17 protein-coding genes are annotated in these 14,943 nt (G+C 58.6%); 15 read left to right on the top strand and 2 right to left on the bottom strand.

Going from position 1 to position 14,943, the window contains the following annotated elements; genetic code table 11:
* Positions 1-150 precede the first annotated feature (150 nt).
* Positions 151-1,248 (bottom strand): site-specific integrase, encoded by a 1,098-nt coding sequence (locus tag E2583_RS05690; RefSeq protein ID WP_229227342.1) that lies wholly within the window; start codon positions 1,246-1,248, stop codon positions 151-153.
* Positions 1,249-1,555: 307 nt separating this feature from the next.
* On the opposite strand from E2583_RS05690, the gene E2583_RS05685 reads away from it, so the two are divergent.
* The 15 genes from E2583_RS05685 (at position 1,556) to E2583_RS05610 (ending at position 14,601) form a co-directional block, all read left to right on the top strand.
* Positions 1,556-2,935: a tyrosine-type recombinase/integrase gene (locus E2583_RS05685; RefSeq protein WP_367158585.1), complete on the top strand. Its 1,380-nt coding sequence runs from the start codon at positions 1,556-1,558 to the stop codon at positions 2,933-2,935.
* Positions 2,936-3,087: 152 nt separating this feature from the next.
* Positions 3,088-3,441, top strand: coding sequence for a hypothetical protein (locus tag E2583_RS05680; protein ID WP_291593908.1), 354 nt, complete (start codon positions 3,088-3,090; stop codon positions 3,439-3,441).
* A 103-nt stretch (positions 3,442-3,544) separates the two neighbouring features.
* Entirely contained in the window at positions 3,545-4,633 is a 1,089-nt protein-coding gene (locus E2583_RS05675) for a hypothetical protein (protein ID WP_291593907.1), read from the top strand.
* Positions 4,634-4,983: 350 nt separating this feature from the next.
* The gene (locus tag E2583_RS05665) at positions 4,984-5,454 is read left to right on the top strand and encodes a hypothetical protein (RefSeq protein ID WP_291593903.1); all 471 of its coding nucleotides are present in this window, start codon (positions 4,984-4,986) and stop codon (positions 5,452-5,454) included.
* Positions 5,455-5,756: 302 nt separating this feature from the next.
* Positions 5,757-5,975: a hypothetical protein gene (locus tag E2583_RS05660; protein WP_291593901.1), complete on the top strand. Its 219-nt coding sequence runs from the start codon at positions 5,757-5,759 to the stop codon at positions 5,973-5,975.
* Positions 5,972-6,205 (top strand): hypothetical protein, encoded by a 234-nt coding sequence (locus E2583_RS05655; RefSeq protein WP_291593899.1) that lies wholly within the window; start codon positions 5,972-5,974, stop codon positions 6,203-6,205. Before E2583_RS05660 ends, E2583_RS05655 begins: the two co-directional genes overlap by 4 nt.
* A gap of 3 nt (positions 6,206-6,208) precedes the next feature.
* The gene (locus E2583_RS05650) at positions 6,209-6,619 is read left to right on the top strand and encodes a hypothetical protein (RefSeq protein WP_291593897.1); all 411 of its coding nucleotides are present in this window, start codon (positions 6,209-6,211) and stop codon (positions 6,617-6,619) included.
* Positions 6,616-6,864 carry a hypothetical protein gene (locus E2583_RS05645; RefSeq protein WP_291593895.1) on the top strand — a complete coding sequence of 83 codons (249 nt, stop codon included), beginning with the start codon at positions 6,616-6,618 and terminating at the stop codon, positions 6,862-6,864. The genes E2583_RS05650 and E2583_RS05645 overlap by 4 nt, the downstream gene beginning before the upstream one ends.
* A complete protein-coding gene (locus tag E2583_RS05640) occupies positions 6,861-7,775 on the top strand; it encodes a toprim domain-containing protein (RefSeq protein WP_291593893.1) in 915 nt (304 codons plus the stop codon). Before E2583_RS05645 ends, E2583_RS05640 begins: the two co-directional genes overlap by 4 nt.
* On the top strand, positions 7,765-9,612 hold the full coding sequence (locus E2583_RS05635; RefSeq protein WP_291593891.1) for a DUF927 domain-containing protein: 1,848 nt from the start codon (positions 7,765-7,767) through the stop codon (positions 9,610-9,612). The genes E2583_RS05640 and E2583_RS05635 overlap by 11 nt, the downstream gene beginning before the upstream one ends.
* On the top strand, positions 9,612-9,959 hold the full coding sequence (locus E2583_RS05630; protein WP_367158584.1) for a single-stranded DNA-binding protein: 348 nt from the start codon (positions 9,612-9,614) through the stop codon (positions 9,957-9,959). Before E2583_RS05635 ends, E2583_RS05630 begins: the two co-directional genes overlap by 1 nt.
* A gap of 19 nt (positions 9,960-9,978) precedes the next feature.
* Positions 9,979-10,215, top strand: coding sequence for a hypothetical protein (locus E2583_RS05625; RefSeq protein WP_291593888.1), 237 nt, complete (start codon positions 9,979-9,981; stop codon positions 10,213-10,215).
* Positions 10,216-10,440: 225 nt separating this feature from the next.
* Positions 10,441-10,926, top strand: a complete 486-nt coding sequence (locus E2583_RS05620; protein WP_291593886.1) for a hypothetical protein — start codon at positions 10,441-10,443, stop codon at positions 10,924-10,926.
* Between the two features lie 10 nt (positions 10,927-10,936).
* Entirely contained in the window at positions 10,937-12,250 is a 1,314-nt protein-coding gene (locus E2583_RS05615; RefSeq protein WP_291593884.1) for a hypothetical protein, read from the top strand.
* A 2-nt stretch (positions 12,251-12,252) separates the two neighbouring features.
* Entirely contained in the window at positions 12,253-14,601 is a 2,349-nt protein-coding gene (locus E2583_RS05610) for a glycoside hydrolase family 104 protein (RefSeq protein ID WP_291593882.1), read from the top strand.
* Here E2583_RS05610 and E2583_RS05605 read toward each other — a convergent pair.
* Positions 14,581-14,832 (bottom strand): hypothetical protein, encoded by a 252-nt coding sequence (locus tag E2583_RS05605; RefSeq protein ID WP_291593880.1) that lies wholly within the window; start codon positions 14,830-14,832, stop codon positions 14,581-14,583. The two genes, E2583_RS05610 and E2583_RS05605, sit on opposite strands and share 21 nt — an antisense overlap.
* Positions 14,833-14,943: the final 111 nt, after the last annotated feature.

Here is a 14,943-nt window from a genome sequence, read left to right as displayed (position 1 = left end):
CGTCGTCAAACGAATATTTGAAATGTTGCGAAATTCCTTGCCCTGATTCATAAAATTAGCGCGTAGTCCACTTGGTTTTAGAATTACTTATGTTCGGTATATGAAGTTGGGTTTCGTGCTAACTGTGGTTGAAGCAGGAGCGTGAAGCCTTCACTTCATTCCGAATTTTTTTTCATTCATGCTGCGCACCACCTCATCAATGTGGGATGTTGCCAAGTGGGAGTAGCGCTCCGTCATCTTGGTGGTCTGGTGGCCCAGCACTTTGCTAATGGACAGAAGGCTGGCTCCATTCATAGCAAGATAGCTAGCTGTTGTGTGACGTAGGTCGTGGAAGCGGAACTCCTCAATGCCAGCAACTTGAAGTGCACTTCCCCATGGTTTGCGAAGATCGACGGGCTGATCTGCGTTCACAGCACTCGGGAAAATGAGCCCGGTAGCAGTCTTGGCTTGCAGGCTATCAAGCAGCTTTGTGCGCCGCTCTTCGAGCAACTCCAGGGCAGGGGAGGTCAGCAAGACGGAGCGAGCTTTGTCGTTTTTGGTCTTGGTCAGGTGCACGCGGGTGAAGCTCTGATCTGGTGCCGTGTGAATGTCTTGCCAACGCATGCCCATGATCTCGCCTTTGCGCATGCCAGTGGAAATTGCCAGAAGCACAACCAAATAAAGGTCGGAGTTCGGAGAGCTTTTGCATGCGTGTAGCAAAGCTTCTCGCTCGGCATCTGTTAGATAGCGGGTGCGCTCGTTTTTGACTTTGGGGCGCTGGACATTCTCGACCGGAGATGACTCGCACCAGTTCCATTGCTTGCGAGCCACATTGAATGCATGAGAGAGCGCCATCAAGTAGCGCAACACGGTCGCAGGAGCCGGGGATTTGCCCAGCCGTGTCTTGGACTTCTTGAGCTTATCCATGCTCCGTGTCACAAGGTCTGTTGTGACTTCAGAGAGGGCATAGTGGCCAAGCTCATCAATCCACCATGCAATGTGCGTTTTGTGGTCTTTGCCGCCGTTGGCTTTGTCGATCAGCACATTGTCGCGGTAGCGCTCCAGCATTTCGCGCACAGTGTGCTTGCTGGCGGTGTTTTTACGGATAGTCATGCCGGTACGGATTTCAGTTTCCGTCTGGATGGCCCATTGTTTGGCGTCGGTTTTCCTCAGAAACGTCTTGGACTGAGGTGGGTAGCCTTGGATACGGACTTGAGCTTGATAGCTCACTTTGCCGTTCTGATCTTTTCGTTCGCGGATTGCAGCCATGGTGCGTCTTGTGTGTGGTCAGCGAAATGTGACGGCACAAGAACTGGCTGGAGAGAGATAGCGCTACTGCGCAGCGTTGTTCAGTTGTGCCGTCTACTGTGACTTGAGTGTGACAGGAGACGACACTTTGAACAATCACGACTCGTAAGTCGTTGAATTTATTGGTGCCGGAGACATGAATCGAACACGCGACCTTCTCATTACGAATGATTGGTGAGTGGTGTTTGTTTGCGTAGAATAGCGTTGAGTAGGCATTGAAAAACAAAGGCTTATGCGATTGGTGGGCTGAATGCCTGTTGATTTGTACATGTCGGTGTTTACCGAATTTGCCTACAGATTGCCTACAAATATCGAGTGGCACGTTATGACCGCAAACAGCAACCGTGTACGGCTGACAGCAGGCCGCATTGCAGCCTTCACTTGCCCGCCTGGGAAGTCGCAGGCATTTTTATGGGACACCGATGTTCCAGCCTTAATGCTGCGCGCCACTCCCACCGGCCGGAAAACCTATGCCTTTGAGGCTCGCCTTTTTGGCAAGACTCTGCGCATAGGGATTGGCCCAATAGAGGCGTGGACGTTGGAGCAGGCCCGTGAGCAGGGACGCAACTACTCTGTTTTGGTGGATAAGGGGCAAGACCCAAGGGAGCTAAAAACCCAGCACCAAGCAGAGAAGGAAGCCCAGCGCCAGCAGGCCAAGGCTAGAGCTCTGACTGTTGGTGAGGTTTGGCCGCTGTATCTGGAGAACGGCAGGCCCAAGCGACGGGATGCATGGAAGCCGCGCTACCTAGAGGATTTGCACAAGATGGCTGTGCCAGGTGGCGTTCCTAAGAAGAGAGGGGAGGGGCTGACCCGGCCCGGTCCGCTTTACCCATTGCTGGCGCTGCCACTGGCCGGAATCAATGAGGACTCGCTCAAACTGTGGCATGACAAAGAGTCCAAATCAGGGAAGCATCAAGCCGCGCGGGCTTTGATGATGTTTCGTGGCTTTCTGCGTTGGTGTGCCTCACAGCCCGAATACCGAGCTATGACCGACCGCGAGGCAGGGCAGGCTCCGGCCATCGTTCAGAACCTGCCGGCCATGACCCGCCGCACCGATGCGCTGGAAACTGCGCAGGTTGAGGCGTGGTGGTCTGGTGTTGAGCAACTGGACAACCGCACTGCCAGTGTCTATCTGCGTGCATTGCTGCTGACGGGGGCCCGTCGCGAGGAAATGGCTACTCTGCGCTGGAAGGATGTGGACTTCAGGTGGTGCAAACTGACCTTGGCCGACAAGGTAGAGGACAGCCGCACCATCCCGCTAACTCCGTACCTGCACCACATGCTGGTGGGGTTGCCTAGGGTGGGCGAGTTCGTTTTTGCCAGCTCAGGGGATAAAGGTCACATCGTTGATGTGAGGGCCAGTCATGCCAAGGTACTGAAGTCTGCTTCTATTGAGCGGCTGACCTTTCACGGCCTGCGCCGTAGCTTCTCCCTACTGGGTGAGGCAGCAGGCGCACCAGCTGGAGCGATTGCCCAGGTGATGGGGCACAAGCCCAGCGCCACAGCAGAGGGCTACCGGCCCCGCAGTGTGGATGCCTTGCGCCCGTTCTTGGGGCACATCGAGGCGTGGATTCTGAAACAGGCAGGCATCCAGTTCGACAGCGCCAGCAAACCTGGTGCATTGAGAGTCGTAGAGGGTGGCAAATAATACGCACGCGACTTCTATTTTTGTGTGCTACAGGTGTTATGCGTGCTACAGCAATGATTCATAAGGAATAAAGTCGTAGCACCATCATTTTTTTTGGTGCTACGCGTGCTACAAAACAAGCCGCTAAACGGCATTCACCAAGGGAGGCATTTATGGTGAGTGGTGCAATTCTCATTGCGTCTGCATTTGTGTGGTTAGTGGCTATCGTGCTTGGACTGACCATCTTTGCAGCTCTCCTGCCACTGTTGTTGAAGCTCTTGAAATGGGGTGCTATTGCAGTCGTAGTGGTTGGTGGCGGCCTGTATCTCTCCAGTTCTGCGCTGGACGGACTGGGCCTCAACTGGCGTGAAGCGGGCAATTTCATCGCTGTCTCTATATCTGTTGTACTGAACTGCGCTTTGCTCTTTTTCCTTTGCAAGTGGGGTCGCGATGTTTGGCGCGACAGTCGTATCAGTTACTCCGAGCGAGAGGCGCAGCGACGAAAGGCTCTCGGCTACGACGAATAGGTCAATGTTTGATACCCCTGGCTAGGCCCGCGAACCGAAAAGCGGGGGAACCTTCACCCGCCTGCCAGGGCGTTTCTTGAAGGGCACCAGAAGGGGTGCAAAAGTGAGCGAGAACAAGAGCCCGGTAGAGAGGCTGCGCTTGGCGTTAGCCAATCGAGAAGAGGAAAAGCAACGAGAGGCGCAACAGTGTGAAAGCGAAGCCCTACAAGCCGCTGAATTGGCCGAGTTGTACAAACAGCTTGAAACGCTACCCCGACAAGAGCGACGTCGAATACTCGTTCAGGCTGGCATTAAGTTAACAACTGAAGCGCCACCACCTATTACTCCACTGCGTGGGGGGCGCATGTTTGCCAGCGCTAACACAGAGATAACTCGGGACGATTTGTCGGCGCCTGGGGGGCGTAGCGGAATGCCGCTAGAAATGAAAAAAATCATCTGGCCGGCCAAAAAAATAGCAATTCCGGTTTCAGATTTGCACTGCCTATTGGCGGATGCTGTTACCCGCAATCCTCCCCCGCACCCGGATGAGGATGATGAAGAGTGGGCAATCTATGAGCTAGAGTTGGGTCTCAACTTGGTGCGTTACGAGTCCTCCATCAACGCCGCAATAACTAGGGGTGAACTTCCAATACGTGACCCTATCACCGGGGAACGCTTACCTAGCTATGTCAACGCTCAGCATGCAGTGGTCAGCATGAAGGACCTGGAGGAGTATCTGAAGCGTTCAGGTAGTTTCGTTGAACTGAGTATTGAGCCCGAGTCAGTTTCTGCAGAATCGCGCCCCACTCCATTGTCCATGACGGCTCGGATATGGTGCGGCGACGAAGAAAAGGCTCCACCTGATTGGACTGATGAAGAAATAGAAGCAGCAAGGGCGGAGGTTGAAGCTATTCAGGTGGCCGAGAGGCGAGGGAAGGCTGAGACCCAAGACTGGGTAGTCAAAAGGCCGAAGCGTTTTTCACCATACAGTGCCCCGCTTTACAAGCTCCTGTACAACGAATGGCAGAAAGGCCGGCTACGCCGTCCGACACCAAGGGATGTTTTGGATGAATGGAGCACATCCAAACCTGCGGAGATTTTCGAGGTTATGCAGGATGGCTTGAAATACTACGCCAGCAATGGCGATGTGAAGACTGTGGACCTTGCAGCGCTAAGAGAGGCCATCGCTCGAATGACAGAGCGGCACGTTTGACACGATAAGCACGATAGGCGCTCGACAAGCACTCTAGAGGCACGATAAGCACGCCAAGCTACGTATTTCGGAGCACAAAAACGAGCATCAACGCACCAAAACTCTGAAAGGTGCGAACAGATGCAAACGCAAGCCGACACGGCTACTAAAACACAGGTCTTCCCACCGCTGGAAGCTGTGAGCCGCCCTACAGTCCCTACAGAGCAGGCTGCGCACTACCTGCTGCGTCGCCCTCAGACCTTACGCACCTGGGCCTGCAATGAGAACGGACCCTTGAGCCCCATTCGCGTGGGAAATCGCCTGGGCTGGAAGGTCGAAGATATTCGACGTGTTTTGGGAGTGGCGTAACCATGACTCAAAAAAATAACGCCCAGCCCCACAAAAATGCAGAACTGAGCGCCGGTAGCAAGCGCATTCTCACATACCCCAGCCAAAAAAGCAGCGCCTGCGCAGAAGTTTTGGCCCATTTGTTGGCTGGAGAGGTTCTGACGGCTGTCGATACCTTAGACGATGCCAGCACCATGCGTGCTGCTGCCCACGTGCATTACCTCAGCAACCGCTACGGCTGGCCTATTGCTGCCGAGACTCGCGCAACCGGCTGTGCTGACGGTCGCATGGCGCTGGTTGCCGCATACCGCCTGCCTGTTGATTGCATCCATGAAGCCCGCGCTGCTGGTGCTGGTGAATGGTGTGCCGAGGTTCACAAGGCTCGCAAAGCTCTTCGCGCTAAAGCCCCTGAGGCCTATCGCCTTGCAGCTGCAATTAACGGCACCCGAGGTTACGCCGAACCTGGTGTTGGGAATCAAAAGGGGGGTGCGTAATGCATACCCCCTTCCATTCGCGCTGCGCTTCGTGGCAGAATCGCGCTAAGCCGAAAGGCCCGGTGCGTAGAAACACCATTAGCTCAGAGGTTGCAGCCCCCACCTGTAAGCGGGGTTTTGTCATGCCCAAATTCTTGGGACTGGTGCGTCCGCATGCACCAGTTCAACGGTTACGGGGCATGGCGGGGGCTACCCGTAAGGATGTCCGCACGGCTGAGCTCGTGTTTCTAACCGCCATGCTCCACCAACTGCGCGTAGAAACGCAAATGGTGGTTCTTTTGACTCGCTCAGGAGCCAAGACCATGTCCACTACCACGGCCATCCGCGCCGCTGCATCCACGCCCGCCATGGGCACCCCTGACCCTATCCAACTGCATGCCGACGCGCATAACGCGCTGTCCATGGCCGTGTTCTACCTGCGCCAGCCGGCAGCCAATGTCCCTGGCGCGCGCCGCAAAGCCATTCAAGCTCTGACCGCCTTGCGCGGCCTGTCGCTGGCGCTGGAGGGCTCAGCCATATGACTACCTCCAGCATCACCTTTCAGATTGACGCTGACAAGCTGCCAGGCATCAACGACAGTTATCTGGCGCAGCTGTGGCATATCGCACAGGCCAACCCTGCCGAATTTGCTGAGCGCGTAGGCCGCGAGATTGTGCGTCGCTGGCTAGCTGCCACTCCTCCTGAACTGTGGCACCACCAAGGCCGCCACGCTGCATCGCGCACCACATCCTCAATCTACCCAGAGGGTTAAATCATGAATGCACGAAATAACGCTGCTATTGAGGCAGTGAAGGCTGCCGCATGCACAAATCAGGCCGTTGGCAAGCATCGCGAAGACTTGGAGACGCCGATAGTTGGTGTGGAAGGAGCCGAGGCCCAGCCCAAGCCCCTCAACCTGCACGACTTGTATCTTCTGCAATCCGATTGCGGCTACCACAGCGCTATCACGCTACAAGCCTGCGAAGTCCAGAGCATTACGCGGCGTATGCGTGGCATCAGGGCCATTACCGGCATTTTGATGGCAGCCGCAGACCGTGATGCCTTCAGTCTCGGCGACAACTTAGAGTTCGGTCTCATTGACGCTCTGTTTGCCTTAGCCACTGATGCCGATGCGGACCTGGAAAGCGCAAATGCAAAGGCACTTAAGAAAGTAGGTGCAGCATGATAGAGGCCGCATTTACCCCAAAACAGAAGGCCGAACGAGAGCAACTGGTGCTGTTTAGCACCTACGAAATTGATTCCATTGGTCGACACCTAGTGGAAAACCTTCCGACAGAACCTGAGTGGCTGTTTATGCGCTCCATGGTGCTGCGCATCCTCGAACTGAACAGCGTTGCTATGTCTGTCACAGGCGGCGACGACGAGCGAAAAACGGCAGACATGCGCCGGGTAGTGGAGGGGCTCACATGATTGGGGACCGCTTCATCCAAGCCATCGAGGCAGCAGGTTTGGTTGCGCCGGCCGCCATCCAAGCAGACGGCCAGCTCCACCGCTTCAGCGCTACAGGTAAGCGCAGCGATTCAGCTGGCTGGTATGTGCTGCATGACGATGGCCTGCCCGCGGGCATGTTTGGCTGCTGGCGCACCGGCCTGACCGAGACATGGTGCAGCAAGGCTGAAAGTACTTTGACCCAGGCAGAGCGTGACACCATGCGCCTGCGAGTGCAGGAGGCCAAGCGGCAGAGGGATGTAACGTTACAGCAGCGTTACCGTGAAACGCAGGTAACAGCTGCAGCACGGTGGGAGGCCGCCATCGCCACGGCCCAGCACCCATACTTGGTTGCCAAAGGCATCCAGTCTTTCGGCCTGCGAGCTGAGGGCTCCATGCTGCTGGTGCCCATGCGCGACACCAGCGGCACGTTGCACAGCCTGCAGACCATTACCGCAGCAGGTGAAAAGCGCTTTATGGCCGGAGGGCGTGTGCACGGCTGCTATCACAGCGTGGGCCGTCCTGCTGGGGCCATTGTGGTGTGCGAGGGCATGGCCACAGCGCACAGCGTCCACGCCGCCACCGGCTTGGCCGTGGCCACTGCATTCAGCGCCAGCAACCTGGGACCTGTTGCTCAGGCTCTGCGCCGTAAGTTCCCGGTCTTGCCCATCATCCTGGCGGCCGACGATGACCACGCTACCGAAGGCAATCCTGGGCTGACTTCCGCCCATGCCGCTGCATTGGCCGTTGGCGGGCTGGTTTCTATACCTAGTTTCCCGGCTGGCCGGCCTCGTAAGGCCACCGACTTTAACGACCTGTTTTTGCTGGCTGGTGCTGGCGCTGTGTGCGAGTGCTTTGCCGAAGTATTGGAGGGCTTGCCCTATGACGTTTGAAACCCAGGATGCCATCGATGCCGTGGACGTTGACACAGTAGTAGATGCACCCAGCGCCAGCGCATACAACCCTATCCCCGGCGAGCAGGAGCGCCCGCGCTACGTGGTGCTGGACGATGAGTACACCGCCAGCGACGGCAGCAAGTACCGCGCTGGGGTCTGGCACTTCGGTCTCAAGCCCAGCAAGGGCGACAACCCGCCCACGCTGGTGCAGCAGTGGATTTGCAGCCCTCTGCATGTAGACGCTGTGACACACGACAGCGCAGGGGCTAACTTTGGCCGCCTGCTGCGCTTTCGCAATACGCTGGGCAAGTGGAAGACCTGGGCCATGCCGATGGAGATGCTGCGCGGCGACACCAGCGACCTGCGCGGCGTGCTGCTCTCCATGGGGGTGCACCTCGACCCCAGCAACGCAGGCCGCAACACGCTGGCCACCTATCTGCAAAGCCAGGTGCCCGCCCGCAAGATGGAGGCGGTCATGCAAACCGGCTGGGCTGGCGGGCAGTTCAAAGCCTTTGCCCTGCCGGATACCGTCATTGGCCCCCAAGCTGGGAAAGTTACGTTTCAAGCACAGTCCCTGCATTCGGATGAGTACAGCCAACGCGGCACGCTAGAAGGCTGGCGCCGGAGCATTGCGGCCCCGGCCGTGGGCAATCCTGTGCTGGTGTTGGGCTTGTGCACCGCCTTTGCTGGCCCAGTGCTGGCGCTGGTGGGCGCAGAGTCGGGCGGTGTGCACTTGATTGGCGACAGCTCCACCGGCAAGACCACGGCCCTGCAGGGGGCCTGCAGCGTGATGGGAGGCGACAGCTACCGCCGCAGCTGGAGAGCCACGGCCAACGGCCTGGAGGCCAGTGCCAGCCTGTTCAATGACAGCATGCTGGCGCTGGATGAAATTAGCGAGTGCGACGCGCGCGACGTCGGCGAGGTGGTCTACATGCTGGGCAACGGCCGAGGCAAACAGCGCGCAGGCCGCACCGGCGGTGCACGGGCTGTGACGCGCTGGCGCACCTCTGTACTTTCGACCGGGGAGCGCAGCATAGCCACCAGCATGGCTGATGCCGGCCAGCGGGTGAAAGCTGGTCAGGCGGTGCGCCTGCTGGACATTCCTGTTCAGCGAATCCATGGTGCATGGGACAACCTGCATGGCCACCCCAACGGCCCAGCATTCTCCGATGCCATCAAGCGCGCCAGTCGCCAGCAATACGGAACCGCTGGCAGGGCATTCCTGGAGAAACTCAGCCGCGACACCTCAGACATGGTGCAGAGCCTAGAGGCTATTAAGGCGCAACTGCTGGCCGGCATAGACAGCGGTGACGGGCAGCCGGCACGCGCTGCCGCACGCCTGGCAGTGCTGGCGCTGGCTGGTGAGCTGGCCACCGCATACGGAATCACAGGTTGGGACGAAGGCGAGGCCACTAGCGCTGCAGAGGTGGGCTTTGCAGCCTGGCTGACGCAGCGCGGAGAGGTGTCTGGTAATGCCGAGCAGGACCAGGTGGTGCAGGCGGTGCTGGGCTTCATCGAGCGCCACGGTGATAGCCGGTTTTCTGATGCCACTGGCCCCTACGAGGACCGTCAGCAGGCCACTGTGCGTGACCGGGCTGGGTGGTGGGAAGGCACCGCCGATGGAGTGCTGTACTTGTTCACCAAAGATGGCATGCGCGAGGCCCTGAAAGGCTTTGACTTTGCCCGCGCGCTCAAGGTACTTCAGCAGGCGGGAGTGCTGAGTCCTGGCGCAGACGGAAAGAGTGCCAAGCAAAAGCGCATTCACAGCCGCAATGTCCGGGTGTACGTGGTGCAGCCGGAGAAGGCCTATTCCGCACAGGAGGGCACAGCATGATGGACGGACTCATTGCCGGGAGGCTGCACGGCCAACCAGAGCAGCGCATGGGGCGCAATGACAAGCCCTTTGTCATCGCAAAGGTGCGCGCGGCAAGCGCCAGCGGGGATGTGCTCTTTGCCAACTGCATTGCCTTCGCACCGGATGCCGTTGCAGCACTGCTGGCGCTGGGCGATGGGGACAGCATTGCCCTTGCTGGTGAACTCACTCCAAAGGCATGGGCTGACCGAAACGGAGAGGCTCGCGCTGGCCTTGATGTTGTGGTGCATGCGGTGTTGACCTCATACCACGTACAGCGCAAGCGCAGGGCCATGCAACAGGGGCAGAACGATGAGCTGCAAGACTGAGGCCGCACAAGCCCCACTTATGCAAATGCCTGCACCGGGCTTATCGCTGGTGCACCAGGCAGCAAGGGCAAGCGCTGCCAAGCAAGCGGCACAGGCCACGCTACTGCAGCAGAGCACAGCAGGGGCTGCGCGCGACGCGCTGGTGGTGGAAAAGCGGCGACTGGAGGGCATTGCCCGCGCACTCGGACTAAGCCGCAAGACCACCGCCGAGCTTGTCAGCGCCTATTTCACCAACACACCGGTGGTAAAGCCTTGATGCCTTTTTCGGCGCATTGCACAATCCTGTGAACGCATACAGTTATTGATACGAATCTTGCCTGGGCCTGAGTGACTCGGTCCAGTGGCAAACAAACTGCAAACTGCGAAATGTCCTGAGTGATTCGGACTGGTTTGGACAGTGTTTCAGCGTGCGGCCTTTAGGCCTGCGCTGCCACGTCTTAGGGGGCACGGCTACGCCTCAGACCATTCTCGAGGACTACTCATGGCAGTTACTTGCCCATCCAACACTTTCCACGTTCCTGCCGGCGCTGTCGCGCCCGCTGGCTTCTCTTGGCACGCAGACTGTCTGCTGCCTGGCACTGATGGCGCTATTGCCATACCCAATGGTGCAGAGGGCGAACGCTTAGCGCGATTGCGTACCCACTTGTTGGCGCTGCTGGCCGTGTGTGTGGCCACCGAAGCCCAAGACCCACAATCCGAGGCGGCCGAACTGGCCCGCCTGCAGATGCGCGACATTCGCTCTGCCCTGCTACTTGTAGACCAGCACACCCGCTTCGACGTGCTGGCTGCACATGTGGATTGCGCCATCGAGCAAGGGGAAAGCATCATTCTGATGGCCAGTTGGAATGGCATGCAGACGGGCGATGAGGCTTCCGAGCTGATGAATACCGCCTTTGAGATTGCAGGGCTACGCCAGATTCGCGCCCACCTCGTGACCTTCTGTGCCATTGAGTTGCAGGACATTTAAGGGAGGCAACATGAACCAGCAATTTCCCGGCTCCACAACCCCAGCCGACTGGCTTTCAATCCTCAATCAAACCAAACAGCAGCAGGAGCCGAGCGGCTTCATGGGCCTGCTGAGTTCCCCGGTTGCTCAAGGCTTGCTGGGCGCTGGCTTCGGTGCTCTGGCCAGCCGCGGCACCACCGCACAGGCAATTGGTCGCGGCGGTCTACTGGGCCTTTCTGCCTATGGCCAGGCACAAGAGCAGCAGCGAAACCGGCTTATGGAGGATGTCCAGCGCCAGCTCTCCATGCAGAAAGAGCAAGAGCGGCAGAACGCTTTTTCCAGCATCAAGCCGCGTGAGGGTGGCGGATACGACGCAGACATTCAAGCACTGCTGCGAACTGGTGCAGTCAAGCCCGTTGACTTGCCCCACATTTCAGGCTTCAACGCCCCTCAGATTCAGGAATACCAGAACGTGCGGAACCCCGATGGCAGCGTCACCCGGACAGCCTTCACCAAGGATGGCCGCACCATCAACACAGGGGCGCAGCCGTTCAGCGACTTCAAGACGCTGGACTTTGGCGGCAATCAAGCCTCTTTTGATACCGTGACCGGCCAAGTACGCGACCTTGGTCGCAAGACGCCAACATATTCCGACGTCAGCGGCGCGACCAATGCTCAGACCAATGCCGACCGCTTGCAGTGGGACATGAGCAAGCCTAGCGACTCCAGTAAGCCGCCTCAGGGCTTCCGTTGGCGCTCAGATGGCGGACTCGAGGCTATCCCAGGAGGACCCGCCGATGAAAAAGCCACCATCGCCGGCAAGAAGGAAGATATGCGCACCAAGGGCGCGATTGCTCAAGCGGACCGCATGATTTCATCCGTAGATGAGGCTGACAAGCAATTGAACAGTTGGTTCACCACCGGCCTTAGTGGCTCTGCTGCAGCCAAGATACCGGGTAGCAGCGCCAGCGACCTTCGCGCCACGCTGGGCACCATCAAAGCCAACCTCGGCTTTGCGGAACTGCAAGCTATGCGCGAAGCTTCGCCAACTGGCGGAGCACTGGGCAGCGTGGCTGTACAGGAGCTGCAGGCCCTGCAATCCACTGTGGCCAACCTCGACACCAGCCAAAGCGAAACTCAGTTGAGGGCCAATCTGCAAAAAATTAAGACTCACTACACCAACATGCGCGAAGTGCTGCAAGGAAGGATGCCCAAAGGCTACGACCCGGGCGGACAGTCTTGGGGAACTGTTGCTCGCGAGTATGAGCAGCAAGGCATGCCGCGTGAAGTGATTCGCCAAGTGCTAACCAGTCAGGGCCAAGACCCGGCCACATGGGGGTACTGAGCATGAACCAGCAAAACTCCATCAACACGGTCGAGCAGCTCAGCCAGGCACTGGGCAATACAAATGCGCAGATGTACCTGCGCATGCTGCAGCAGGCAGAGGGTACCTACCGAGGGGCGGACAGCACTCCTTACTCCACGGCCTTCGGCGGCGGCCAGTTGCCTGACCTGCGGCAGCACCCTCGAACACTGCACAGCTTCACGCAGACCGACGGAAAGCCAAACAAGACCAGCGCTGCCGGTGCCTATCAGTTTCTGGGCTCCACCTGGGACGATGTGGCTGGCAAGTTGGGACTGCAGGACTTTGGCCCTAGGTCTCAGGACCTGGCCGCACTGGAGCTGATGCGCCGTAACGGCTCCCTGCCCGACGTGCTGGCGGGCAACTTCGGGGCGGCCGTGAAAAAAGATGGAAGAACTTGGGCCAGTCTGCCCAGTAGCCCCTACGCCCAGCCCAAGCGCAGTCAAGGCTTTGTGGAGCGCGCATTGGATACCATCATTCCGTCTGCTGGCGCTGCTGAACTGCCGCAGCAGTCCGGCCCTGATGCCCGCAGAGCATTCGAGCAAGCCATGCAGCAGTACCGAACGCAGTACGGCGGCCAAGGCCGTAACGTCAGCGCGGCGGCTGCCACACCTGCACAGCAGCAGCCCCCAACTCACGCGCAGCCTGGACAGCAATCTAATCCTTCGGGAGCAGACCCTCGCGCCGCATTTGAAGCCGCGATGCGCGACTACAAGGCCAAAACACCAGTACCAGCAGCGCCACAGGAGCGCAGCGCCATGGACGCTATTGGGCGCCAGGTAGGGCTGGCGGGACGCTATGCCTTGGAAGGCACAGGGCAATTGGCTGATATCTTTACTACGCCAGTACGCGACTTCATAACAGACCCTCTTGTGCGACTTGTGAGCGGCCCTGAGAAAACCAGCATGGGCGACTTGGTAAAAGGCGCGCGCCCAGCACCTCGGCACAGTAAGAGCACAAGCCAGATTGCATCGAGCGTGGCCGACTGGATGGGGCTGCCAAAGCCTGAGGGAGAGCTAGAAAACGTTGTTGGCACCGCCACTCGTGCCGTGGCTGGCGCTGGCGGTGCAGCAGGAGCTGCTGGTGCATTGGCGACAAAGGCGGCTAACGCCACCACGCAAGCGGTGCTCAATTGGATGGGGTCTCGGCCCCTAGCTCAGTTGGCCAGCGCTGCCACCGGTGGAGCTTCTTCGGAGATAGCCAGGCAAAACGGCGCTGGCATTGGTGGGCAGATGGTGGCTGGCGTGCTTGGGGCCATGGCTCCCGGGGCAGTCTCGGCAACGAGACAGGCGGTGCAGCAGGCGACCCGCGGCCCAGTCATGCCAGAGATGCACCGCCAGGCAGTAAAGGACGCAATCGAGGCGGGCTACAAGCTGCCACCGAGCCAGGCAAAGCCATCGACGGTAAATCGTGTGCTTGATGGCGCTTTGGACCGAGCAAAGCTCAATGCAGAGCTGACGCTAAGCAACCAGCAGGCCTCCAACAATTTGGCTCGCCGTGCGGTTGGATTGCCCGAGGGGGCGGAGCTATCCCGCCAGTCTCTGGCCAACCTGCGCCAACAGGCAGGGCAGAGTTACGAGACGCTCCGTAATCTGGGCCCCATCACCCCAGACAAGGCATTTAGAACTGAGCTCAGAGACATCGGCAAGCAATACGCCAACACCAAGAACAGCTTCCCTGGATTGGTCCCGGATAACGGGGTGGCCAAGATTGTGAAGGGCGCTAACGTCAAGACGATGGATAGCAGCTCTGCCGTCGATGCCATCAGGACTTTGCGTGAAAGAGCTGGTGACCTGTTTGCGGCCGGCAATCAGACCGCCGGCCGAGCAGCGCGAAAAACTGCGACAGCTATTGAGAACCAACTCGAGCGCCACCTGCAAGGGACAGGAAACGAAGCAGCTGTGCAGGCATTCAGGGATGCGCGGCAACAAATTGCACGGGTGCACGAGTTGGAGCGGGTATTGACGCCATCGGGGAATATCGATGCAAAAGCATTGGGTGCGGCTCTTAAAAGAGGCAAGCCGCTCACTGGCGACATGCTGTCCATTGCTCAAGCCGGCCGAACATTTCCCACGGTGATGCGCACACCTGAAGTGGTTGGAAGCGTGCCAAGCCTTGGTTTCTTTGATGCTGTGGTGCCTGCAACTCTAGGGGCGACAACTGGCAATGTCGGGGCCATGGGGCTCATCTTGGCAAGGCCGGCCATGCGCGGTCTTCTGTCTAGCAACAGGATGCAGCAAAGCCTGCTTTCGCCAGTCACACTGGTCGCGCCCAGTACTGGGTTTCAACCCGGCCTGCTGTCAGCCCCTATATCAGCTGCTGGCGCCAGATGATGAGGTGAGGTGGTCAAGGTAGGCTTTGGCCGCCTTGTACCGCCTGGCATATGGAGCGCGAACCAGCAGCGCCAGCGCTGCACCGACCGCAACGCCGATGAGCGCATTCTGGGACAGCATGAAAGCAAAGCCTGCCCAGCCCACCCCAAGAATGCCAGCCAGGTTGTCGGCCACCTTCTTAACTTGGTAGAGCTTGTCCACCTCGTATTCGGTCGGTGTCTCTTCGCGCATTACATCTCCTTGAGGTGTGTCTTGGGGCTGGATTCACCTGCGACTGCTGTCGAACTTCGATGCGCATCACGCGCGAGAGATAGCAGGTGATGTGCGCGATAGCTATGAGCG

Origin of the sequence: Comamonas sp. (genome assembly GCF_009360615.1) — a bacterium.
Taxonomy (GTDB): domain Bacteria; phylum Pseudomonadota; class Gammaproteobacteria; order Burkholderiales; family Burkholderiaceae_C; genus Comamonas.
This window is presented reverse-complemented; position numbering and strand designations above follow the sequence as displayed.

What these genes read in the sequence shown, in the direction of transcription:
- E2583_RS05690 (WP_229227342.1), bottom strand. Translation starts at nt 1,248, where the DNA reads ATGGCTGCAATCCGCGAACGAAAAGATCAGAACGGCAAAGTGAGCTAT.
- E2583_RS05685 (WP_367158585.1), top strand. Translation starts at nt 1,556, where the DNA reads ATGTCGGTGTTTACCGAATTTGCCTACAGATTGCCTACAAATATCGAG.
- E2583_RS05680 (WP_291593908.1), top strand. Translation starts at nt 3,088, where the DNA reads ATGGTGAGTGGTGCAATTCTCATTGCGTCTGCATTTGTGTGGTTAGTG.
- E2583_RS05665 (WP_291593903.1), top strand. Translation starts at nt 4,984, where the DNA reads ATGACTCAAAAAAATAACGCCCAGCCCCACAAAAATGCAGAACTGAGC.
- E2583_RS05660 (WP_291593901.1), top strand. Translation starts at nt 5,757, where the DNA reads ATGTCCACTACCACGGCCATCCGCGCCGCTGCATCCACGCCCGCCATG.
- E2583_RS05655 (WP_291593899.1), top strand. Translation starts at nt 5,972, where the DNA reads ATGACTACCTCCAGCATCACCTTTCAGATTGACGCTGACAAGCTGCCA.
- E2583_RS05650 (WP_291593897.1), top strand. Translation starts at nt 6,209, where the DNA reads ATGAATGCACGAAATAACGCTGCTATTGAGGCAGTGAAGGCTGCCGCA.
- E2583_RS05645 (WP_291593895.1), top strand. Translation starts at nt 6,616, where the DNA reads ATGATAGAGGCCGCATTTACCCCAAAACAGAAGGCCGAACGAGAGCAA.
- E2583_RS05640 (WP_291593893.1), top strand. Translation starts at nt 6,861, where the DNA reads ATGATTGGGGACCGCTTCATCCAAGCCATCGAGGCAGCAGGTTTGGTT.
- E2583_RS05635 (WP_291593891.1), top strand. Translation starts at nt 7,765, where the DNA reads ATGACGTTTGAAACCCAGGATGCCATCGATGCCGTGGACGTTGACACA.
- E2583_RS05630 (WP_367158584.1), top strand. Translation starts at nt 9,612, where the DNA reads ATGGACGGACTCATTGCCGGGAGGCTGCACGGCCAACCAGAGCAGCGC.
- E2583_RS05625 (WP_291593888.1), top strand. Translation starts at nt 9,979, where the DNA reads ATGCAAATGCCTGCACCGGGCTTATCGCTGGTGCACCAGGCAGCAAGG.
- E2583_RS05620 (WP_291593886.1), top strand. Translation starts at nt 10,441, where the DNA reads ATGGCAGTTACTTGCCCATCCAACACTTTCCACGTTCCTGCCGGCGCT.
- E2583_RS05615 (WP_291593884.1), top strand. Translation starts at nt 10,937, where the DNA reads ATGAACCAGCAATTTCCCGGCTCCACAACCCCAGCCGACTGGCTTTCA.
- E2583_RS05610 (WP_291593882.1), top strand. Translation starts at nt 12,253, where the DNA reads ATGAACCAGCAAAACTCCATCAACACGGTCGAGCAGCTCAGCCAGGCA.
- E2583_RS05605 (WP_291593880.1), bottom strand. Translation starts at nt 14,832, where the DNA reads ATGCGCGAAGAGACACCGACCGAATACGAGGTGGACAAGCTCTACCAA.